19 protein-coding genes are annotated in these 22,239 nt (G+C 63.6%); 8 read left to right on the top strand and 11 right to left on the bottom strand.

Annotated features, from left to right (window positions below):
- The first annotated feature begins 33 nt into the window (after positions 1-33).
- The 3 genes from ACGLHT_RS22950 to ACGLHT_RS22940 all read left to right on the top strand — a co-directional run bounded on the left by ACGLHT_RS22950 (position 34) and on the right by ACGLHT_RS22940 (position 3,278).
- Positions 34-1,284, top strand: coding sequence for a lipoprotein-releasing ABC transporter permease subunit (locus ACGLHT_RS22950; RefSeq protein WP_015269543.1), 1,251 nt, complete (start codon positions 34-36; stop codon positions 1,282-1,284).
- A gap of 7 nt (positions 1,285-1,291) precedes the next feature.
- Positions 1,292-1,975 (top strand): lipoprotein-releasing ABC transporter ATP-binding protein LolD, encoded by a 684-nt coding sequence (gene lolD, locus ACGLHT_RS22945; protein ID WP_169774647.1) that lies wholly within the window; start codon positions 1,292-1,294, stop codon positions 1,973-1,975.
- A 61-nt stretch (positions 1,976-2,036) separates the two neighbouring features.
- Positions 2,037-3,278, top strand: coding sequence for a lipoprotein-releasing ABC transporter permease subunit (locus tag ACGLHT_RS22940; protein WP_085589453.1), 1,242 nt, complete (start codon positions 2,037-2,039; stop codon positions 3,276-3,278).
- Positions 3,279-3,419: 141 nt separating this feature from the next.
- Here the strand turns inward: ACGLHT_RS22940 and ACGLHT_RS22935 are convergent, their stop codons facing one another.
- Positions 3,420-4,772 (bottom strand): heavy metal sensor histidine kinase, encoded by a 1,353-nt coding sequence (locus ACGLHT_RS22935; protein WP_137163346.1) that lies wholly within the window; start codon positions 4,770-4,772, stop codon positions 3,420-3,422.
- Positions 4,769-5,449 (bottom strand): two-component system response regulator CinR, encoded by a 681-nt coding sequence (gene cinR / locus ACGLHT_RS22930; protein ID WP_015269546.1) that lies wholly within the window; start codon positions 5,447-5,449, stop codon positions 4,769-4,771. The genes ACGLHT_RS22935 and cinR overlap by 4 nt, the downstream gene beginning before the upstream one ends.
- Before the next feature lie 264 nt (positions 5,450-5,713).
- Between cinR and queF the strand changes: the two genes are divergently transcribed.
- Positions 5,714-6,544, top strand: coding sequence for an NADPH-dependent 7-cyano-7-deazaguanine reductase QueF (gene queF / locus ACGLHT_RS22925; protein ID WP_137163347.1), 831 nt, complete (start codon positions 5,714-5,716; stop codon positions 6,542-6,544).
- A 125-nt stretch (positions 6,545-6,669) separates the two neighbouring features.
- Here the strand turns inward: queF and ACGLHT_RS22920 are convergent, their stop codons facing one another.
- Positions 6,670-6,933, bottom strand: coding sequence for a DUF4404 family protein (locus ACGLHT_RS22920; protein WP_004376395.1), 264 nt, complete (start codon positions 6,931-6,933; stop codon positions 6,670-6,672).
- Between the two features lie 122 nt (positions 6,934-7,055).
- Positions 7,056-7,619: a hypothetical protein gene (locus ACGLHT_RS22915; protein WP_025338338.1), complete on the bottom strand. Its 564-nt coding sequence runs from the start codon at positions 7,617-7,619 to the stop codon at positions 7,056-7,058.
- 200 nt (positions 7,620-7,819) lie between these two features.
- On the opposite strand from ACGLHT_RS22915, the gene ACGLHT_RS22910 reads away from it, so the two are divergent.
- Positions 7,820-8,527 (top strand): VacJ family lipoprotein, encoded by a 708-nt coding sequence (locus tag ACGLHT_RS22910; protein WP_015269550.1) that lies wholly within the window; start codon positions 7,820-7,822, stop codon positions 8,525-8,527.
- Between the two features lie 166 nt (positions 8,528-8,693).
- On the opposite strand, the gene ACGLHT_RS22905 is transcribed toward ACGLHT_RS22910, so the two are convergent.
- Complete coding sequence (locus ACGLHT_RS22905; protein WP_085601673.1) at positions 8,694-8,993, bottom strand: PilZ domain-containing protein; 300 nt, start codon at positions 8,991-8,993, stop codon at positions 8,694-8,696.
- Positions 8,994-9,262: 269 nt separating this feature from the next.
- On the opposite strand from ACGLHT_RS22905, the gene rssB reads away from it, so the two are divergent.
- A complete protein-coding gene (gene rssB / locus ACGLHT_RS22900; RefSeq protein ID WP_274120838.1) occupies positions 9,263-10,447 on the top strand; it encodes a two-component system response regulator RssB in 1,185 nt (394 codons plus the stop codon).
- Complete coding sequence (gene rssC / locus ACGLHT_RS22895) at positions 10,444-10,926, top strand: anti-sigma factor antagonist RssC (protein ID WP_013971741.1); 483 nt, start codon at positions 10,444-10,446, stop codon at positions 10,924-10,926. Before rssB ends, rssC begins: the two co-directional genes overlap by 4 nt.
- Before the next feature lie 140 nt (positions 10,927-11,066).
- Here rssC and ACGLHT_RS22890 read toward each other — a convergent pair whose 3' ends face one another.
- The 5 genes from ACGLHT_RS22890 to ACGLHT_RS22870 all read right to left on the bottom strand — a co-directional run bounded on the left by ACGLHT_RS22890 (position 11,067) and on the right by ACGLHT_RS22870 (position 19,885).
- On the bottom strand, positions 11,067-12,917 hold the full coding sequence (locus tag ACGLHT_RS22890; RefSeq protein ID WP_274120837.1) for an alkaline phosphatase D family protein: 1,851 nt from the start codon (positions 12,915-12,917) through the stop codon (positions 11,067-11,069).
- 186 nt (positions 12,918-13,103) lie between these two features.
- Positions 13,104-14,030 carry a transaldolase gene (gene tal / locus ACGLHT_RS22885; RefSeq protein WP_075044231.1) on the bottom strand — a complete coding sequence of 309 codons (927 nt, stop codon included), beginning with the start codon at positions 14,028-14,030 and terminating at the stop codon, positions 13,104-13,106.
- A 295-nt stretch (positions 14,031-14,325) separates the two neighbouring features.
- Positions 14,326-15,336 (bottom strand): tRNA dihydrouridine(20/20a) synthase DusA, encoded by a 1,011-nt coding sequence (gene dusA / locus ACGLHT_RS22880; protein ID WP_085617249.1) that lies wholly within the window; start codon positions 15,334-15,336, stop codon positions 14,326-14,328.
- A 366-nt stretch (positions 15,337-15,702) separates the two neighbouring features.
- Positions 15,703-17,223 (bottom strand): NCS1 family nucleobase:cation symporter-1, encoded by a 1,521-nt coding sequence (locus ACGLHT_RS22875; protein WP_274120836.1) that lies wholly within the window; start codon positions 17,221-17,223, stop codon positions 15,703-15,705.
- Between the two features lie 253 nt (positions 17,224-17,476).
- Positions 17,477-19,885 carry a TonB-dependent receptor gene (locus ACGLHT_RS22870; RefSeq protein WP_274120835.1) on the bottom strand — a complete coding sequence of 803 codons (2,409 nt, stop codon included), beginning with the start codon at positions 19,883-19,885 and terminating at the stop codon, positions 17,477-17,479.
- A 244-nt stretch (positions 19,886-20,129) separates the two neighbouring features.
- Between ACGLHT_RS22870 and ACGLHT_RS22865 the strand changes: the two genes are divergently transcribed.
- The gene (locus ACGLHT_RS22865) at positions 20,130-21,167 is read left to right on the top strand and encodes a sterol desaturase family protein (RefSeq protein WP_274120834.1); all 1,038 of its coding nucleotides are present in this window, start codon (positions 20,130-20,132) and stop codon (positions 21,165-21,167) included.
- Here the strand turns inward: ACGLHT_RS22865 and ACGLHT_RS22860 are convergent.
- The gene (locus tag ACGLHT_RS22860) at positions 21,164-22,069 is read right to left on the bottom strand and encodes a LysR family transcriptional regulator (RefSeq protein WP_085617257.1); all 906 of its coding nucleotides are present in this window, start codon (positions 22,067-22,069) and stop codon (positions 21,164-21,166) included. The two genes, ACGLHT_RS22865 and ACGLHT_RS22860, sit on opposite strands and share 4 nt — an antisense overlap.
- Between the last annotated feature and the right edge of the window lie 170 nt (positions 22,070-22,239).

Genomic DNA, 22,239 nt, shown 5'->3' with positions numbered 1-22,239 from the left:
AGGACGTTCCCTTTCATCCGAACAAGCCCCGACATGTTCAGACCTCTTTTCGCATTCATCGGCACGCGTTATACCCGTGCCAAACGTCGCAATCACTTCGTCTCGTTCATTTCCCTGACCTCGATGATCGGCCTCGCCCTGGGCGTGGTGGTGATGATCGTGGTGCTCTCGGTGATGAACGGTTTCGACCACGAGATGCGCACCCGCGTGTTGGGCATGATCCCGCATGCCACGCTGGAGAGCGGCCAGCCCATTGCCGACTGGCCGGCCCTTGCCCAACAAGTAAAGCAGAATCCGCAGGTGGTGGCGGTTGCACCCTTCACCCAGATGCAGGGCCTGCTGACCCATGAGGGCAAGGTGCAGAAGGTGCTGCTCAACGGCATCGACCCGGCCCGCGAGCGCGAAGTGTCGATCATCGACAAGTTCGTCCTGCAAGGCCGCCTCGACCAGCTGGCGCCGGGCGAGTGGGGCATCATGATCGGCGACAAGGCCGCGGCCAAGCTGGGCGTGGGCATCGGCGACAAGCTCACCTTCGTCGCCCCCGAGGTCAGCGTGACCCCGGCCGGCATGTTCCCGCGCATGAAGCGCTTCACCGTGGTCGGCACCTTCCACGTGGGCGCGGGCGAGATCGACGGCTACCTGGGCCTGACCAACATCAGCGACCTGTCCCGCCTGCACCGCTGGAAGCCCGACCAGGTCCAGGGCCTGCGCCTGAAGTTCGATGACCTGTTCCAGGCGCCACGGGTGGCCTGGGACATCGCCCAGCGCCTGGGTGACCAGGAGTTCTACAGCCGTGACTGGACCCGTACCCACGGCAACCTGTACCAGGCGATCCGCATGGAAAAGGCCATGATCGGCCTGCTGTTGCTGCTGATCGTGGCGGTGGCGGCGTTCAACATCATTTCCACCCTGGTGATGGTGGTCAACGACAAGCGTGGCGACATCGCCATCCTGCGTACCCTGGGCGCCACGCCCGGGCAGATCATGCTCATCTTCATGGTCCAGGGCACGGTGATCGGGGTGATCGGTACCCTGATCGGCGCCGTGGTCGGGATCGTCGCCGCGCTGAACGTGAGCGCGGTGATCGCCGGCATCGAGAAACTGATCGGGCACAAGTTCCTCAACGCCGACGTGTATTTCATCGATTACCTGCCGTCGCAGATCCAGGCCCAGGACGTGTACATGGTCTGCGGTGCGGCGCTGGTCCTGAGTTTCTTCGCCACCCTGTACCCGGCCTGGCGTGCGGCCCGCACCCAGCCTGCAGAGGCGCTACGTTATGAGTGAGTCGCGCATGAGTGATAAAGCCGTTCTGAGTTGCCGCAACCTGGGCAAGTCCTACGACGAGGGCCCGGAATCGGTGCAGGTGCTGTCGGGGCTCAACCTCGAGCTGCATGCCGGTGAGCGGGTAGCCATCGTGGGTAGCTCCGGCTCGGGCAAGAGTACCTTGCTCAACCTGCTGGGCGGCCTCGACCGGCCGACCCAGGGCAGCGTCTGGCTGGCCGGCGAGGAGCTGTCGGCATTGGGCGAGCGTGCCCGTGGCCTGCTGCGCAACCGCGAGCTGGGCTTTGTCTACCAGTTCCACCACCTGCTGCCGGAATTCACTGCCATCGAGAACGTGTGCATGCCATTGCTGATCGGCCGCACGCCCATCCCCGAGGCCCGTGAGCGTGCCGAGGCGCTGCTCAAGCGCGTGGGCCTGGCCCACCGCTTCAACCACAAGCCGGCCGAACTGTCCGGTGGTGAACGCCAGCGGGTGGCGATTGCCCGGGCACTGGTCAACCGCCCCGGCCTGGTAATGCTCGACGAGCCGACCGGCAACCTCGACCACCACACCGCCCAGGGCATCCAGGAGTTGATGCAGGAACTGTCCAGCGCGTCGCGCACGGCGTTCCTGGTGGTCACCCACGACCTCAACCTGGCGCGCCAGATGGACCGTGTATTGAAGCTCGACGACGGCCACCTGGTGGCGATCTGATCGACTGCACGGGGTGGCCGGTGCCGCCCCGTTTTCCTGTTTTCATTGGGTGATTTCGTACATGTTCAGACCCTTGCCCATCTTCATCGGCGCGCGCTACACCCGAGCCAAGCGCCGCAACCACTTCATCTCGTTCATCTCGATGACCTCGATGATCGGCCTGTCGCTGGGCGTGCTGGCAATGATCGTGGTGCTGTCGGTGATGAATGGCTTCCAGCGCGAAATGAGTTCGCGCATCCTCGGCCTGGTGCCGCATGCCGCCATCCTCGGCGTGCAGCCGCTGGACGACTGGCACAAGGTGGCCGACGCGGCCATGCGCGACCCGGCGGTGATGGCGGCAGCGCCGATTACCGAAATGGAAGGCATGCTGTCGTACAAGGGCGCGATGCAGCCGATCCAGGTAGGCGGTATCGACCCGGCTGAAGAGGGCAAGGTCTCGATCGTCGGCCAGCATATCGTCCAGGGCCGCCTGCAGGACCTGCAGCCAGGTGAGTTCGGCGTGGTCATCGGTGAGCTGACTGCGCGACGCTTCCGCCTGAATACCGGCGACAAACTGACCCTGATCGTGCCGGAAATCAGCAAGGAGCCGGGTGGCATCACCCCGCGCATGCAGCGCCTGACCGTGGTCGGCATCTTCAAGGTCGGCGCCGAGCTGGACGGCTCGCAGGCTTACATCCACGTCGACGATGCCGGCGCCATGCAGCGCTGGGCGCCGGGCCAGGTGCAGGGCGTGCGCCTGAAACTGCACGACCTGTATGCCGCACCGCAGGTGTCCAAGGCCATCGCTGCCGGGCTGGGCGATGCCTACCGTGCCGATGACTGGTCGCATACCCAGGGCAGCCTGTTCAGCGCCATGAAGATGGAAAAGACCATGATCGGCCTGCTGTTGCTGATGATCATCGCGGTGGCAGCGTTCAACATCATCGCCACCCTGGTGATGGTGGTGAACGACAAGGGCCCGGACATCGCCATCCTCCGTACCCTGGGCGCCACGCCTGCGCAGATCATGGGCACGTTCATGGTCCAGGGCAGCCTGATCGGCATTGTCGGGACGCTGATCGGTGGCGTGCTTGGGGTAATTGCGGCGTTCAACGTCAGCCAGATCGTCGGTTGGCTGGAGCGGGTGAGCGGGCAGCACATCTTTACTTCGGATGTGTACTTCGTCAGCAGCTTGCCGTCGCAGTTGCAGTGGGGCGATGTGGCGATCATCTGCACTGCCGGGTTGGTGATGAGCTTCCTGGCGACCATTTACCCGGCTTATCGGGCATCGCAGGTGCAGCCGGCGATTGGCCTGGCAGTTTGATGTTTACCTGAGAGTCTGGGGGCGCTTTGCGCCCCTTTCGCGACACAAGGTCGCTCCCACAAGGATCGCGAATTGGCCAAGCTGACGCGATCCTTGTGGGAGCGGCCTTGTGTCGCGATGGGCTGCGAAGCAGCCCCAGTTTCACCGACCCTGAGTGAACTCGATCAAAAACCGCGTCCACCCATCCTCGCATTGCGCCCGAATGCTCCCACCATGGGCCTGCACGATCGACCGGGTAATCGCCAACCCCAACCCGGCATGCTCGCTACTGCCTTCCCGCCGCGCCGGGTCCACCCGGTAGAAGCGGTCGAACAACCGTGGTAACACTGCCGGCTCGATAGCCGCCCCGGTATTGGCCACGCCAATCCTCGGCCCTGGCCCCAATGTCACCTTTATCTGCCCACCCGCCGGGGTGAAGCGCAAGGCATTGTCCAGCAAGTTGGACAGCGCCCGGCGCAGCATATGCCGGTCGCCCTGCAGCAGCGCCTCACCCTCGCGCAGCATCTGCACGCCGCTGTCCTCTGCCAGCGGCGCGTAGTACTCCAGCAGTGCATCCACCTCCTCATGCAGCACTAGCGGTGCTTGCCCCGGCACCAGCAGTCCATGGTCGGCCTTGGCCAGGAACAGCATGTCGTTGATCATCTGCGCCATCCATTGCAGCTCCTCGAGGTTGCCGTGCAGGGCTTCGCGGTACTCTTCGAGGCTGCGCGGGCGGGTGAGGGTGACCTGGGTGTGGGTCAGCAGGTTGGACAGCGGCGTGCGCAGCTCGTGGGCGATGTCGGCGGAGAATGCCGACAGGCGCTGGAAGGCATCGTCCAGGCGCTGCAGCATGGCGTTCATGGCCGTCGCCAGTTCGGCCAGCTCTTCGGGCATCTGTGCCACCGGCAGGCGTGTGGTGAGCGAGCGCGCCGATACGCTGGCAGCCACCTGGCCCATCTGCCGCAACGGTCGCAGCCCGCGGCGTGCAGCCCAGGCACCGAGTAGCGCCGTGGCCAGCGCCGACAGGCCCACCGTCAGCCAGATCAGCCGTTGCATGCCCTGCAGGAAGTGCTGGTGATGGGTGATGTCGAGGTACAGGGTCAGTTGTGGCGACTGCGGGGCGTCTTGCGCCAGGTGCACGGCCAGGCTGCGGTAGTCGGTGCCTTGCGCATGCAGGGTTGCCAGCCCGTCGGGCAGTGGCGTCCGCGGCAGGCCTGTGCGGCTTTCGAACCAGGTGGCGCCGTCGCTGCCGTTGATGCGCAGGGCCAGGTCGGCCTGGTGGCCCAGTTCATCGCGCAAGGCGGGCAGGCGCGCCTGCAGCTCGGCCGGGGTGGTGATGCCGGCCAGCTGGGTGCGGAACAGCGACAGGCGCGAGTCCAGCAGTTGCTGGTCCAGTTCGACGAAATGCTGTTCGCTGGCCCGGCTGAATATCAGGCCGGCACCGAGCGAGACAGCGGCGGTGCAGGCGGCGAACAGCAGGGCCAGGCGGCTGCCGAGGGAGACCCGACGCATCACTCAGCGCGCTCTTCGAGTACATAGCCCATGCCGCGTACGGTATGGATCAGCTTGTTGGGGTGCGGGTCGTCGATCTTCAGGCGCAGGCGGCGGATCGCCACTTCGATCACATTGGTGTCGCTGTCGAAATTCATGTCCCACACCTGCGAGGCGATCAGCGATTTGGGCAGCACCTCGCCCTGGCGGCGCAGCAGCAGTTCAAGCAGGGCGAACTCCTTGGCGGTCAGGTCGATGCGCTGGCCGGCGCGCTCGGCGCGGCGGCGGATCAGGTCCAGGCGCAGATCGGCCAGGCCCAGGGTGGTGTCCTGGCTGGGGCTGGTGCCCCGGCGCAGAAGGCTGCGCACCCGCGCCAGCAGTTCGGAGAAGGCGAACGGCTTGACCAGGTAATCATCGGCGCCCAATTCCAGGCCGTGCACCCGGTCCTCCACGGCATCGCGGGCGGTGAGAAACAGTACCGGGGTGTCCAGGCCGGCCTGGCGCACGGCCTGGAGGATCTGCCAGCCGTCACGGCCGGGCAGCATCACGTCCAGAATCAGCAGGTCGTGGTCGCCGGTCAGGGCGAGGAACTGGCCGGTCTCGCCGTCAGTGGCCAGTTCGGTGGCGAAGCCGGCCTCGTTCAGGCCCTGGCTCAGGTACTGGCCGGTACGGGCCTGGTCTTCGACGATCAGCAGTTTCATTGGGTGAATTGACTCCAGCAAACGGCACAAAACCCTGTGGGAGCGGGTTTACCCGCGAAGAATTCAACACGGTGCATGGCACCGGCTTTGCCGGTGTTCGCGGGTGAACCCGCTCCCACAGGGATTGGGTGATGCTGAGATGATACGTGACGATGCACCCGCTCGCCCCAAACTGACGAAGATGTAATCCCGCTGACTTGCGCTCCAAGGCAGGGTGCAAAACCGGTAGACTAGGGGCAATTTCGAACCTTCAGGTCAGTTTCCATGCATCCCGCTGCCGAACATTCCCCGCTGGGCAAGTCCAGCGAATACATTGCCACCTATTCTCCGGAGCTGCTGTTCCCGATCCCGCGTACCGCCAAGTGGGCCGAGCTGGGCGTTACCGCCCAGACCTTGCCGTGGCAGGGTGTGGATTACTGGAACTGCTTCGAGCTGAGCTGGCTGCTGCCGTCGGGCAAGCCGGTGGTGGCGATCGGCGAGTTCGCCATCCCCGCCGATTCGCCGAACATCATCGAGTCCAAGTCGTTCAAGCTGTACCTGAACTCATTGAACCAGACGGTGTTCGCCTCGCTTGGCGAACTGCAGGCGTGCCTGGAGAAAGACCTGTCCGCCGCCGCTGGCAAGCCGGTCGGCGTGAAAGTGCGCACCCTGGCCGAGGTCGAGGCCCAAGGCGTGGTGGCCTTGCCGGGGCATTGCATCGATGCGCTGGAGGTTGCCATCAGCAACTACGAACAGCCACAGCCAGAGCTGCTGCACTGCAACCCGGAGCGGCAGGTGGAAGAAACCCTGCACAGCCACCTGCTGAAGTCCAACTGCCCGGTCACCGGCCAGCCGGACTGGGGCAGCGTGGTGGTCGAGTACAAGGGCAGGGCGCTGGACCATGCCAGCCTGCTGACCTACCTGATCAGCTTCCGCCAGCATGCCGACTTCCACGAGCAGTGTGTGGAGCGGATCTACCTGGACTTGAAGAACCTGCTGCAGCCGGAGCATTTGACGGTGTATGCGCGCTATGTGCGCCGGGGTGGGCTGGATATCAACCCTTATCGCAGCACGGGGGCGATCAGCCCGGACAACAAGCGCCTGGTTCGGCAGTAAGTTCAAGTGCGCCGGGGCCGCTTTGCGGCCCATTCGCAGCACAAGGCTGCTCCTACAGGGAAACGCATAACCCCAGTAGGAGCAGCCTTGTGCTGCGAATGGGCTGCGAAGCAGCCCCGGCTTTTTCAGATCCCCATGCTGTGCAGCGAGTTGGCAATGCTGCGCAGGGTGGCGGTGAGGTCGGGGTGGTCGGCCTCGAAGCGTTCGATCGCCAGGTTCACGCCGTCCACCAGGTTGTTGTCTGGCGTGGCTTCCTCAAGCTTCAGTTGCGCCTCGATCTGGCGCGCTTCTTCGTGCAGCGCGGCCAGTTCCTCGTCAGAAAGCGGCACGTTGCGGTCCAGTTGCTCGCGCAAGCTGTTCAGGCGCTCTTGCAATTCGCGGGCAGGCATTGGCAGTTCTCCATCAATGGCTTGGCAAGCCATGGACCTCAGCGAAGCGGCAAAGGTTCTGGCCTGTCTTCAGCGTAATCCACCTGCCGTTGCTTTGCATGATCCGCGTCAAAGGTGCTGTATCAGGGTTTTTCGCCCTTACGCCGGCGTTGGGCGATGTCCTGCAGGCAGGTGTCCAGCGCTTCCAGGTGGTCGATCACCGAGTGCACGCCCAGGCTGAACAGTTCCAGCGTCGCCTTGCCACGGGCCAGGTCCTGTTCCTGCGCAGTCATGGCTTGCCATTGCCGCGAGCTGCGGTCGCAAAACGGGCTGCAGGCTGCCAGCCCTACCGTCCACAACCCCGCGTTCAGGCCAGATTGCAGCAGGCGAGGGTCGCCGCTGACCAGCACGCAGCCGTCCAGGCGTTGGCTGTCGAGCGTCATCAGGGCCTGCCAGCAGGCATTCGGCGCCGGCCAGCGCACGCCGTTCACCGAATGCCCCGGCAGCCAGGCGGGCAGTACGTGCGCAAGGCGCTTGCTCTGGGTGGCGTCGAGGTCGTCCAGCCAGATGCACGGCACCTGGCGCTGGCGCAGGCTGGCGAGGGTGGCCAGGGCGCCGGGGGCGGGCGAGGGGGCGCCATTGGCGGCTTGCACCAGGCAGCCGCGCAAGCCGAACAGCACAGCGGTGAAGGCGGGTGCAGCGTCCATGGCAACTTCCCTCAAATAGTCCGCAGGCTATTCGGCGATTGTTACCGCCCTGTGACAGCGGGCGCCGCGCAACAGCTGTTCACAAAATATTGAGCAGAGATGTGTAAAGCTGTTTATCAGCCCGCAAGCCTCTATACTGCCGCCGTACAGCAGCGCACCCGTTTGCGCTTGCGGCCGAGAAATTCGATGGAGAAACACCTATGCGTAGGATCGGTGCCAGTGTGATCGAACGAGTCACCCAGGCCTGTGTCTGCGCCAGCATGCTGCTGGCGCCCGTGGCAGCCACCCAGGCCGCCACCGAGGAAGATCCCTGGGAAGCGGTCAACCGCCCGATCTTCCGTTTCAACGATACCCTCGACACCTATGCCCTCAAGCCATTGGCCAAGGGCTACCAGGCGGTCACCCCGCAGTTCCTCGAAGATGGCATCCACAACATCTTCCGCAACCTGGGTGACGTGACCAACCTGGCCAACGACCTGCTGCAGTTCAAGCCCCATGCTGCGGGCGTGGACACGGCGCGGTTGATCGTCAACACCACCTTCGGCCTGGGCGGCTTCTTCGACGTGGGTACCAAGATGGGCCTGCAGCGCAACGACGAGGACTTCGGCCAGACCCTCGGCTACTGGGGCGTGCCGAGCGGCCCGTACGTGGTCATCCCGCTGCTGGGCCCGAGCACCGTGCGTGACGGCGTGGCCAAGTACCCGGATACCTACACCAAGCCCTACCGCTACATCGACCATGTGCCGACGCGCAATTCGATCTTCGCCCTGGATATCATCGACACCCGCGCCGACCTGCTGTCGGCAGAGAAGCTGATCCAGGGTGACAAGTACATCTTCATTCGCAACGCCTACCTGCAGAACCGCGAGTTCAAGGTCAAGGATGGCGAGGTCGAAGACGACTTCTGATCCTGCGCGTGCTTGGTCCTGCACAGTCCCCGTGTAGGAGCGGCCTTGTGTCGCGATAGGGCCGCAAAGCGGCCCCGGCAATTCATGCGGCGAAGCTGAAGCCGGGGGCTGCTGCGCAGCCCATCGCGACACAAGGCCGCTCCTACAGGGGTGCCCAGCAGGCCCATCAATGCATCGCCAGAATCCGCAAACCGAACTTCTGCTGCCCGCCCGGCTGGTCGGCAATCCACACCACTTCGGTGCTGGCGTGCAGCCCCTTCAGCGCCGGGTGGTCGGACTCGATCCGTACCTCGATATGGTCCCCCACATGGAAGCGCTGCGGTGCCTGCACCTGCATGCCGCCGCTGGACAGGTCCAGGCACACTGCCGCGATCACCTGGCCTGCGTGCAGCAGGCTGACCTCGGTGTCGATGCGCATGCGGATGAAATCGCGTTTCTCGTCATGGCTGGAGGGCGTATGAGGCATGCTGCATCCTTCCCATCGGTTGCGCTGGTCGACTTTCTTATAACTCCCGGTGATTTGGCCTGTAAAGTGCGTCGAGGTGAACCTTTGCATGCTTGAAACGCCTGCCGGATGGGAGTACCGTCTGCGCCTTACAAGGTCCCTCTGACAGTTGCCGGGCAAGTGTTCTTGTCCTACAACTCAAGTAGAGTGTGACCACAAAGAATTCCCGTAGCTGGCCGTCTGCCTTGCCGACACCGCTGCACCAACCCAAATCGGCGCCGTTCGCCCACATGCAGAAAACCAGTGCAACGCTGCTGATCATCGATGACGACGACGTGGTCCGTGCAAGCCTCGCCGCCTATCTTGAAGACAGTGGCTTCAGCGTCCTCCAGGCCGGCAATGGCCAGCAGGGGCTTCAGGTCTTCGAAGAACACCAGCCCGACCTCGTGATCTGCGATCTGCGCATGCCGCAGATGGGCGGCCTTGAACTGATCCGCCAGGTCAGCGAGCGCGCGCCGCAGTTACCCGTGATCGTGGTGTCCGGTGCCGGCGTCATGAGCGATGCGGTGGAAGCGTTGCGCCTGGGCGCTGCCGACTACCTGATCAAGCCGCTGGAAGACCTGGCCGTGCTCGAGCATTCGGTGCGCCGCGCCCTCGACCGCTCGCGCCTGGTGCTGGAAAACCAGCGCTACCGCGACAAGCTCGAAGCCGCCAACCGCGAACTGGAAGCCAGCCTGCACCTGCTGCAGGAGGACCAGACCGCCGGTCGCCAGGTGCAGATGAACATGCTGCCGGAAAGCCCTTGGGTGGCCGGCGAGTTCGCCTTCGAGCACCAGATCATCCCATCGCTGTACCTGTCGGGTGATTTTGCCGATTACTTCCGGGTGGACGAACGGCGCATCGCTTTCTATCTCGCCGACGTCTCCGGGCATGGCGCGTCGTCAGCGTTCGTCACTGTGTTGCTGAAGTTCATGACCACGCGGCTGTTGTTCGAATTCAAGCGCGGCAGCAAGATGCGCGATTTCAAACCCTCGCAGGTGCTCAGCCACATCAACCGCGGGCTGATCAACTGCAAGCTGGGCAAGCACGTGACCATGGTTGGCGGGGTGATCGATGAAGACACCGGACTGCTGACCTACGCCGTTGGCGGCCATCTGCCGCTGCCGGTGCTGCACACCCCAGAGCACACCCGCTACCTGGAAGGCCGCGGCCTGCCGGTGGGGCTGTTCGACGAGGCCACCTACCAGGACCTGGTGGTGGAGCTGCCGCCGCAGTTCAGCCTCAGCCTGATGTCCGATGGCATTCTGGACCTTTTGCCGGGTGACACGCTCAAAGATAAAGAAACCGCCCTGCCGGAAATCGTCAGGGCAGCAGGTGGCAGCCTGGATGGGCTGCGTCAACGATTTGGATTGGCTACGCTTGGGGAGATGCCGGATGATATCGCCCTATTGGTGTTGAGCAGGAACCTTCAATGAGTACCGGTAGAATCCAGTTCGCCGAGCAGAGCGGTACCTTCGTCCTGAAATTCGTCGGTGAAGTGCGCCTGACCCTGTGTTCGGCGCTGGATGCGACGATCGAGAAGATTTTCACCGCGTTGAACTTCTCGGCGATTGTCATCGACCTGACCGAAACCGAGAGCATCGACAGCACCACCCTGGGCCTGCTGGCCAAGCTGTCGATCCTGTCGCGCCAGAAGGTGGGCCTGTTGCCGACCGTGGTCACCACCAACCCGGACATTTCCCGGTTGTTGCAGTCGATGGGCTTCGATCAGGTGTTCAACATCGTCGATCGGCCGATCCCGTGCCCGGAATGCCTGACCGACCTGCCGTCCCAGGACCAGAACGAAGATGTGGTGCGCTCCAAGGTGCTGGAGGCGCACAAGATCCTCATGGGCCTGAACGACTCCAACCGCGAAGCCTTCCATGACCTGGTCAATGCGCTGGAGCGGACCTGATCTTCAGCCTGTACCGGCCTCTTCGCGGGTGAACCCGCTCCCACAGGTTATGCACCAGTCTTGAGTCATGCACTCTACCTGTAGGAGCGGGCGTGCCCGCGAAGAGGCCGGCAAGGCCAACACAAGCATTACCTGCCTGATCACCCCCGCCGCGCAAACTCGGTAGCCTCACCCCCACCCGCATCCAGCTGATACACCCGCGCCGGCCGCCCCTGTTCATCGAAGAACACCTGCCCCAACCCCGCGCCATTCCACAACCGCTCGCCAGCCTTGCTATGGCTGGGCGTACGCGGCACCACCTCCATTTCCCGCCGCTTGGTAAACCAGTTGAGCGGCGAGCGCGGCGCATACAGCCAGCGGTTGAGCCGGTCGAGCACATCCAGCAGGCGCCGCGGGAATTCGTTCTTGATCCCGCTGCTGGTCACCTGCCACAAGTGCGGGCTGCGCTGGCGGTGGCGGATCAGCACTTCATAGACGAACGAGTAATGCACGTCGCCGGACAGCACCACGTAGTGCCCCGGCGTGCGCGAGTGGCGGAAGATGTTGAGGATGACCTGTGCTGCACCGCGATGGGCCATCCAGTTCTCGGCATCCACCAGCAGCGGGTAGCCCAGCCAGCTGAACAGCTTCTGCACCGTCTCGATCAGCTTCACGCCAAAAATCGGCGCAGGCGACACGATGATCGCCGACGGGTGGTCCAGCAATGCTTGCTGCAACTCGCTCAGCGCCTCCCAGTCGAGCAGGCCGGACGGCTTGGCCAGGCTGCTTTCGCTGCGCCAGCGGCGGGTGCGGGTGTCCAGCACCAGCAAGGGTGGGTTGGTGGGCAGGCTGAACTGCCAGCCCTGGAAGCGCAGCAGTGCGCCGATCAGCTCATCCTGGGTCTGGCTGTTCAACGCCTGGCATTGCCCGACCAGGGGCTTGCAGCCCTGCGGGTCGTTACCCCAGGCCTGGCACAGCAGGTAGCCGAGCAGGGCATTGCCGATGATCCGCCGTGAGAAGGGGTGGCCATAGGCGGTTTCTTCCCACAGCGCCGAGAGGTTCCAGTCGTCGGTGATGTCGTGGTCGTCGAAGATCATCAGGCACGGCAGGTGGGCCATCACTCGCGCTACCTGGCCGAGGTTGTCGGCAAACGCCTGGATCAGCGGCAGCTCCTGCCGGTAACGGGCCTGGCGCGGTGCGGTGAGCCCGTTGGGCATGTCCAGGTTCACCAGCTGCCAGGGCACCGGTGACCACACCAGCAGGTACATGGCCATGACCTCGGCGAAGGTCACCAGATGGTTGTCGGCGTTGCTGGAGGAGAAAATCGGCTTGCGCTTGCCGCCGAAAAAGCGCTCGCGCAGGGTTTCGTTGCGTTCCTGCGCCGGCAGCAGGTCGGCGCGGTGGTAATAGCAGGCCGGGTGCTGGTACAGCGCCTGGCTGTCGGGCACCACCGCGCCCTCCAGTTGCTCGTCGAACAGGCCCAGGCGCGCAATCAGGCTGTGGATGGCGCGCAGCATCGGGCCGGCGACGTCGTCGGCATAGACCTGGTCGCCGGTCATCAGCAGCACGGCGGGGCGGTCCGCGGGGGTTTCGCAGGCCTGCAGCAGGCGGTCGGCGCAGAGCAGGCCATCGGCGGCCGGAAAATGCGGCTTGCGGCAGGAGCCGTGCAGCAGGTGGTCGAGCCGATCGCGCAGCACCAGGCTTGGGCGCCGGGCGCCGGGGTAGAGCAGGTGCGGTGCCCAGCCGGCGATGCCCTGGCCGTTTATGAGCAGGTCATAGTCGAGCAGCTGGTTGCAGGGCAGCGGCTGGGCGAAGTGGATGTCCAGCAGGTGGATGAAGGCGTGCTGGCCCACCGCGACCACCTGGCAATCGACTTGGGCCTCGCTTGCCGGGAAGATGAATTCGGGTTGCAGCGGTTGCGTGGCGACCAGCCAGATGGCCAGGCGCTGGGGTTCCAGGCGGCGCGGTACCGGGCCGGCGAGTACGAGGGGCAATGGGGTAGAGGAGGTCATCGACAGCTCAGGTGGCTATGCGGGCCCTTTCGCGGGCACGCCCGCTCCCACAGGCATGGCGGCGCTTGTAGGAGCGGGCGTGCCCGCGAAGAGGCCCGAGAAACAAATACACAACTACGACTCGGTAAAACAAAACGGGCGGAAAATGCTGAACACTTCCCGCCCGTCAGGCAATCCCGAAATGTATCAGGCTTTTTCAGCCATCAACTTCTCCAGCTTCTCCTGGTCCCGCGCGAACTGGCGAATGCCCTCGGCCAGTTTCTCGGTACCCATGGCATCTTCGTTCATGGCCCAGCGGAACTGGCTTTCGTTCAGTTGTTGCTTGGGCTCGCCGGCATTGCCCGGCTTCAGCACCTGTGGCAGGTCGCCCTGGTCATCGCTGAGCTGCTGCAGCAGCTCTGGGCTGATGGTCAGGCGGTCGCAGCCGGCCAGTTGCTCGATCTGGCCGATATTGCGGAAGCTGGCACCCATGACCACCGTGTTGTAGCCGTTGGCCTTGTAGTAGTTGTAGATGCGAGTGACCGACTGCACGCCCGGGTCTTCGGCGCCCACGTATTCCTTGCCGGTGCTCTTCTTGTACCAGTCGTAGATACGGCCCACGAACGGCGAAATCAGGAACACCCCCGCATCGGCGCAGGCCTGGGCCTGGGCGAAGGAGAACAGCAGGGTGAGGTTGGTCTGGATGCCTTCCTTTTCCAGCTTTTCGGCGGCGCGGATGCCTTCCCAGGTGGAGGCCAGCTTGATCAGCACGCGGTCGCGGCCAATGCCAGCGGCTTCGTACAGCTCGATCAGCTTGCGCGCCTTGGCCAGCAGGGCGGGTTCATCGAACGACAGGCGGGCATCGACCTCGGTGGAGATACGCCCCGGGATGACCTTGAGGATGCCCGAACCCACGGCCACTGCGAACTTGTCGCAGGCCAGGTCGACATTACCCTTGGCATCGGCCTTCACCTGCTTGAGCAGCTCGGCGTAACCCGGGATAGCCGCCGCCTTGAGCAGCAGCGACGGGTTGGTGGTGGCATCGACCGGTTTCAGGCGGGTGATGGCGTCCAGGTCCCCGGTGTCGGCGACCACGGTGGTGAACTGCTTGAGTTGTTCCAGCTTGGAGGTCATGGGCGTGCTCTGTCCTGTGCAATGACTCGACATTACCCGAGCCCCGACGGCCACTCAAGGGCTCGCGAAGCGCGGTGCGAAAGGTGAGGATTCGAGTCGCAAGCGGCCCCGAGGTTCCGTATGCACACGTCTGAAGCTGTCGCGACCCCTTGTAGGAGCGGCCTTGTGTCGCGAAAGGGCTGCAAAGCAGCCCCAGGGCTTCAGCGCTGATGCACAAATTGCCGGGGCTGCTTTGCAGCCCTTTCGCGACACAAGGCCGCTCCTACACCCGACCGCGTCAGATGCTTGGGCCGGGTTACCGCCCCTGCAACAGCTCCACCGCCTGGTCGAACACCGCCAGCGGCTCCGCCGCCTTGTGGATATCCGCCGACAGCAGCTGACGGAAGCGCCGCGCCCCCTTGAACCCTTGGGCCAGCCCCAGAATATGCCGGGTAACGTGGTGCATCGCGCCACCACTTTCCATGTGCGCGACGATATAAGGCCGCAACTGCGCCAGCGCCTCGCTGCGGCTGACCACCGCCGCCTCGCTGCCGAACAACTGCTGGTCCACCTCGGCCAGCAAGTAAGGGTTGTGGTACGCCTCGCGCCCCAGCATCACCCCATCGAAGGTTTCAAGGTGTGCCTGGCACTCGTCCAAGGTCTTGATCCCGCCGTTGAGCACGATCTCCAGGTCGGGGAAGTCCGCCTTCAACTGCGCCGCCACGTCATAGCGCAGCGGCGGAATCTCACGGTTCTCCTTCGGCGACAGCCCTTCCAGGATCGCGATGCGCGCATGCACGGTAAAGCTCCGGCAACCTGCCTCGCGCACCTGGCCGACGAAGTCGCACAGCTCGGCGTAGCTGTCGCGGCCATTGATGCCGATGCGGTGCTTGACCGTCACCGGGGTCGACACCGCGTCACGCATGGCTTTCACGCAATCGGCCACCAGCGCCGGGTGGGCCATCAGGCAGGCGCCGATCATGTTGTTCTGCACCCGGTCACTCGGGCAGCCGACGTTGAGGTTGACCTCGTCGTAGCCAGCCTCCTCGGCCAGGCGGGCACAGGCAGCCAGGTCGGCCGGCACACTGCCGCCCAGTTGCAGGGCCAGCGGGTGCTCGGAGACGTCGTGGCGCAGAAAACGGTGGGCGTCGTTGTGCAGCAGGGCACCGGTAGTGACCATTTCGGTGTAGAGCAGGGTGTTTTTGGAGAGCAGGCGCAGGAAGAAGCGACAGTGGCGGTCTGTCCAGTCCATCATCGGTGCAACGCTGAAGCGACGGGAAGGCTCAGGGCGCGTGGTTGCTGGGTTAGAGCCTGGGTTTGTGGTCATATCGTTCAACGTGTCTTGTACCAAATTCAGCAATTTCGAGGGTGTTTGTAGCAAACCGAGGGCGCGACGTAGCAAAAGTCGGCGGCAGGAGATCGGTGATTGCCAGGGCAGGCGGCTAGTTTACCAAGAGAGCAGGGCATGCGTCTGGAAACAGGTCGGATGGTCCTGCCGAGCGAGCGGGCATCTCAGCTGGCTGCTGAGCCCCTTGTAGGAGCGGCCTTGTGTCGCGAAAGGGCTGCGTAGCAGCCCCAGGGGTTCAGCGCAGAGGCACAAATTGCTGGGGCTGCTGCGCAGCCCTTTCGCGACACAAGGCCGCTCCTACAGGGGCCCGCGCTGGCCGTGATCAGGGCGCGCTGGCAGCCCCGGTCAGTGGTGCGTGCTATCCACTGCGATGCTTTCGCCGGAAACCTCAAGGTACCTTGCGCTGCGGTTGGCGAGGGCATAGTGGATCAGCCCGCCCAGGCCCGCGCCGAAGAACCAGGAGAACTGCGACAGCGTTTCGAACGCCGGCACCAGCGCCAGCACGATGGCGATCAGCGACGCCGGGATGAATGCCGCTACGGCGCGCAGGTTGACCCCGCCGCGATAGTGATAGGCGGCCTCGCTGCTTTCGCTATACAGCTGCGGCAGGTTCACCCGGCTGCGGCGAACCAGGTAATAGTCGGTGACGATGATCCCGTACAGTGGGCCGAGCAGGGCGCCCAGGCCGCCGAGGAAATACACGATCACCGACGGGCTGTTGTATAGGTGCCAGGGCAGGATCAGCACGGCGATGGCGGCACTGAGCAAGCCAGCGCGGCGGAAGTTCAGCAGGTTCGGGGCCAGGTTGGTGAGTACGTAGGCCGGGGCGACGAAGTTGGCCATGATGTTCACCGCCACGGTGACGATCAGGAAGGCCAGGCAGGCCAGCACCAGGCCGGCGGTGTTCGGGATGGCTGCAACGATCTCGGTCGGGCCCTGCACCAGCTTGCCGTCGATGCTGAACTGCGCACCGGCGAGCACCACGGCGATCAGTGCGAAACCAAGCATGTTCACCGGCAGGCCCCAGAAGTTGCCCACGCTGATGGTGCGTTTGTCCGGGCAGTTGCGGGTGAAGTCGCAGAAGTTGAGGATCATGGTGCCGTACAGCGAGACCCACAGCGCGGCGGCACCCAGCACCTTCAGCCACATCGTGGAGCCGGTCGGCGCGTTGCCGCTGGACCAGGAAATCGACAGGCCGCTGCGCCAGTACATCCAGCCCGCCAGGCCTGCGAAGGCGACCAGGATGATCGGCCCGGCGAAGGATTCGTAGCGGCGCACCATCTCCATGCCATAGGCAAAGATCGCCACCTGCACGCACCAGATGCCGAGGAAGGTTATCCAGCCCAGGGTCGACAGGCCGAGGATCGAGTTCTGGTCGTAGGGCTTGAGGTCGGGAGCGATGGCGGTAAGCAGCACGCGCAGCACTACCGAAGCGAGGTATGTCTGGATGCCGAACCAGGCGATGGCGATTACCGCGCGGATCAATGCCGGGATCTGCGCACCATGGATGCCGAAGCTGATCCGGCACATGACGGGGTAGGGCAGGCCGGTCTTCTGCCCCATGTAGCCGGACAGGTTCATGAGGCCGTAGATCACCAGTGCGCCGAGCGCGAAGGCTGCGAGGATCTGTGCGCCGCTCATGCCCAGGGCGAAGAGGCCGATGGCGAAGGAATAGTTGGCGATGTTGTGCACATCGTTGGTCCACAGTGCAAACAGGCTGTAGCGGCCCCAGGTGCGATTTGCCGCACGGGTCGGTGCAAGGTCGGCACTGTAAAGGCGCAGGCTCAACTCCAACTGAGTGGGCCCAGCCGTTTCGGCAGGGAGAACATCAAGCTGGCTGACACCGGAACGTGAAATTGACGCCATCGGGACTCCGTAACTCTTGTGTACTTTTATTTTTGGTTTTGTATACAAACAAGATTCGTACCAACCCGCCGAGCATTTGGAGTTGGCGGTTCTCGGGCTTTTGTATCCTCTTTATTGGTCGCCGTCACCTCTGATGCGAGCCTGGAGGTGGGAAATTTGTACACATATATTGTGCGCATGTGTTACTGGCTGCGCCAAATATGGATACTTGTTCGGCGCCGCTGCCGGGCATCGGCAGCGAGCGCCGGCTGGGTCAGAACGCGTATACCAACGTGGCCGTGGCGCTACGTGGGCTGCCGTACCAGCCACGCGAGCCGATCGCCGTGTAGTAGGTCTTGTCAAAAACGTTGTCGAGGTTCAGCGAGACGCTGGTTTGCGGCGTGAAGGCATATTGCGCCATCAGGTTGACCACGCTGTAGGCACCCTGGGTGAAGGTCTCCTTGTTGGGGCCTGCGTTTTTCTCGTACTCCGATCCTTGCCAGCGCACACCGCCGCCCACTTTCAGTTGCGGCAGTGACTGCAGGCGGTAGCTGGTGAACAGTTTGAGGGTGTCGCGGGGCACTTCGGTAAGCAGGCGGTCGCCATCCGAGTTCTTGCTCACGGCATAGGTGTAGCTGGCCGATACTTGCCAGTCAGGCAGGATCTCGCCCGCCATTTCCATTTCGAAACCGCGGGTCTTGGTGCCGGACTCGGCCCGGTAGGCCTGGTTGCCGTCTGGCGCCTTGTTGGCACCGTCCTTCACGGCCAGGTTGTCCTGGTGCACTTCGAACACGCTGAGTGCAGCAGTCAGGCGCTTGTCCCAGAACTCGCTCTTCAGGCCTAGCTCGTAGTTCACGCCCTCCAACGGGTCGATGTAGCTGCCCGATGCAGTCTGTTTGTCTTGCGGGTTGAAGATGGTGGTGTAGCTGGCATAGGCCGACCAGTTGTCATTGATGTCGTAAACCAGCCCGATGTAAGGGGTGACGACCCCGGTTTCGCTGCGCGAGGGTTTGGTTTCGCCGCTCGCCAACTGCTCCTCGGTTTCGTCACGTCGCCAGTCGATCACCCGTGCGCCGGTAATCAGTGACAGGCCATCGGCCAGGCTCCAGCGCACCGAAGCCACCAGGCCGTCCTGGGTTTCGTCCAGCGCATTTTCCGTCGTCTTGTTGTGGATGGCGTCAGGTATTGGCAACGAGCCATCCCATTCATGGATGTTGTCGATATCTTGCCTGGTCCACAGATGGTAGCCGTCGTTGCGGTAGTAGGCCCGGTAGTGGCTGAGCCCGACGTACGCCTGGTGCTCCCGCGACAGCACTTCGAACGGGCCCGTAGCCGACAGGTCGAACGAGGTCTGCCGAGGTTCGCCTGCCCAACGGCCAGTCCAGGTCTGGATGCCGCTGCCATCAGGTTTGACGGTGCCGCTGGCGGCGGTGGCAAATACGTCGTCATAGCTTCGGCGACTGTGCTCAGCATTGAATTTCAGGTGCCAGCCGTTGGCCAGGTCGTGATCCAGGGTGGTGAACAGGGTCTTGGTGCGACGCTTGTGGTAGCTCCATTCCGAGGCCGAGTTGAACGAGCGGGAAGGGCTGAAGTGACTGCCATCGGAGTTGAACATCGGGAAGCCGTGGTTACCGGCGCCGTCGTTGTCCATTTCCTGATACTCCGCCCCCACGGTCAGCATCGTGCTGTCGGTGATGTCCCATTCCAGCACCCCATAGCCCACCTGCCGCTCCAGGGACTGGCGGTCGACGTAGCTCTGGCTGTCGGTGTTCGAGGCCACGAGGCGCCCGCGTACATTGCCGCTTTCCGACAGCTTGCCGGACACGTCCAGCTCGGTGCGGTAGGTGTCCCACGAGCCTGCTTTCAGGGTCAGCTTGCGTTGCGTTTCAAAGGTCGGCTTCTTGCGGATCAGGTTGACGGTCGCACCGGGGTCACCGGTGCCGGACATCAGCCCCGTGGCCCCGCGTACCACCTCGACCCGGTCATACGACACCATGTCGGCAAGGTCATCGCGAAAGCCAAAGCTGTCAGGCCGGTTGAGGCCGTCGACCTGGATGGTGCCGACCTCGAAACCACGTACGTAGATATGATTGGCGTCGCTGCCGGCCGGCCCCATGCTGTCGACGACCACGCCTGGGGTTTGTTCCAGTACCTGGGCAACATCGTTCAGGTTCTGGTCTTCGATCTGCTGGCGGGTCACCACGCTGATCGACTGCGGTGTCTCGCGTGCCGAGAGGCGCAGCCCGGTTGCCGTATTGGCCGAACCTGTGGTGTAGCTGCCGGTGCCTTCGGTGGTGGCACCCAGCCCCACGCTGGAGACCGTCGTTGCAGCGAGTTCCATCGTGCCATCCTGGCTCGGGCGGGCCAACATGTAGTGCTTGTCTCCCGCTTGCAGCACCTGCAGGCCACTGCCTTGCAGCAGTTGCGCGAGGCCTTGCTCCAGCTCGTAGCTGCCCTGCAGTCCCTCACTGCGCAGGCCAGCGATTTCTTCGTTGCCGACGCTGACAGTCACCCCGCTTGCCGTGGCGAACTGATTGATTGCGGCCCCCAGCGGCCCCGCCGGGATGCTGTAGCTGACAGGCACGGCCCAGGCATTGGCACTGGCCAGCAGCGAGCCAGAAAGGCTTGCTACCAGTGCGGCTTGGCGAATGCTGAAGGCGGGGGGAGAAAAACAGGCGGACATCCATTGGCTCCTTTCGATGGACTATGCGGGCGCAATGATGAGAAGCGTATTGATAATGATAAAGCTTCGCATAAAGGCGGCCGGATAGTTGTCCTTCCTCCTGCAGTTGTCAATCGGTGTGTTGTGTTTTGCGGGTGGGGGGCAATCGATTACCCGGTGCTTGAAGCACCACTTCATGCAGAAAGCCACTCGAGTAAATCAATCTGATTTACAATTGCGTCCCTTTTGCCGAGGCTGACGTTCCGTGGATGCCCTGTCGCTTGTCTATGAGCACGTGACCGATTGGGTGATCACGCCCGTTACCGACCAGTTTCTCGGCATTTTCAATTTGAACGGCCGTTTCGGGGCCTTGTTCCTTTGCATCTCCTATGGCGCAGCCTATGGCCTGTTCCGCTTCAGGAAGCAGCGCGGCCTGAGCGACGCCCAATCGTTCTGGCAATTCATCGGTGGCGCCCGGGTACATCTGCATCCCTCGGCGCTGCTGGACTACCGCTACTACTTCGTGCGGGCCATCCTCAAGGTTGCGCTGGTGCTGCCCGTCATCCATCTGGTCGACCCCTACATCCTGCGCTCCGGCGATTACCTGGCCTTTTTCAGCAACCTCTGGGGCGCGCGCCCGCGCCTGGGCGAGAACCTTGCACTGTCCCTGCTCTACGGGTTGGGGGTGTTCCTGCTCAAGGACTTCATCCATTACTGGGCGCACCGGGCCTTTCACTCCCGCTGGCTCTGGGCCTTTCACAAGGTCCATCATTCGGCGCCTGTGCTGGTGCCGGCGACGGCGAGCCGGGTGCATTTCGTGGAAAAGATCGTCGAGAAACTGAGCACCGGCATTTGCATCGGCTTCTACGCCGGATGCTTCTGGTACCTTTGCGGCGGTGAAGTCAGCCGCTACACCCTGTTCGGCGTGACCTACCTGGTGTTCATCTTCAACAGCCTGGCGGCCAACCTGCGGCATAGCCATGTCTGGCTGTCGTTCGGCCCGCAGCTGGAACATGTGTTTAACAGCCCGGCCCAGCACCAGATCCATCACAGTGACGCCCCGCGCCATTTCAACCGTAACTTCGGCACCAACCTGTCCCTCTGGGACTGGATGTTCGGCACGCTCTATGTCACCACATCAACGCCCGAAAGCATCCGCTTCGGCACCGGCGAGCAAGACCACCAGCGTTACCTGACGGTCTATAGCCTAATTGTCACGCCCTTTGTCGAAACAGGCCGCAAGGTCCTGGTGAAATGCCAGCGCAAGGCTGTGCTTGGCGCGTCCGGCAGGGCAGGCCGCTAGCTGATCCCGCTGTTGGCAAATTCGTCGCCAAGAAAGTCCAGTAGTGCCCGTACCGACGGCAGCAAGCCGCGACGGGACGCATAGGCCGCATGGACAACCCCGGTACGGGGCGCCCAGTCCGGCAGCAGATTCACAAGCTTGCCGTCCTCCAGGTCTTCACGCACCACCACGGCGGGCATGTGCACCGCGCCGGCACCTGCCAGCGCGGCCTGGCGCAGGGCGACAAGGTCGTCGGTGACCATTCGCGGCTGATAGCGCACCTGCGTGCTGGCGCCCTCGGGGCCGTCCAGTTGCCAGTAATATTCGCGCTGTACCGCGCCCCAGTGCAGCGTCGGCAGGGCGGCAATATCAGCGGGGGTCGGCCTTGCCGGCAGGTGCTCGCGCAATGCCGGGGCGCCCACCACATGCTGCCGGCTTTCGCCTAGCACCTTCATCACCAGGTCACTGCTCTCCAGTGGGGGGAAGCGCACCCGCAAAGCGATGTCGATGCCTTCCTGGATCAGGTCCACCTGGCGGTTGGTGCTTTGCACATGCAACGCCACCAGCGGGTACCGCACCATGAATCGCGCCAGCATCGGGCCGACCCAGAAGTTCAGCAGCGCCGTGGGACAGCTCAGGTTCACCACCCCGCGCGGCTCGGCGCGGTGCTGCTCGACGGCCTCGGTGGCCGCCGCCGCTTCCACCAGCATCGCCACACAGTGCCGGTAGAACACCTGGCCGATCTCGGTCACCGAGAAGTGCCGCGTCGAACGCTGGATCAGCCGCACGCCCAGGCGCTCCTCCAGCCCGGCGATTCGCCGGCTCAGCTTCGACTTGGGTTCACCCAGTGCGCGGCCGGCCGGGTTGAAACCGCCGTGCTCCACCACCTGGGCGAAATAGTAGAGGTCGTTGAGGTCTTCCATTTCAGTGTTCCTCTGGCAGAACACTGATAGTAATTTTTGCCAACTACCGAGGCAATTGTTCCATCCGTATCGTGACCTCCATAACAGAGCGGACGTTTCGGGCAGATTGCCCGTTATGTCACACCCCGGACTCAGGCTTCGCCTGGTCCGGATGAACGCCCGCGCAGGAG

It is taken from the genome of Pseudomonas sp. PsB (assembly GCF_043658375.1).
Lineage (GTDB): Bacteria > Pseudomonadota > Gammaproteobacteria > Pseudomonadales > Pseudomonadaceae > Aquipseudomonas > Aquipseudomonas putida_Z.
This window is presented reverse-complemented; position numbering and strand designations above follow the sequence as displayed.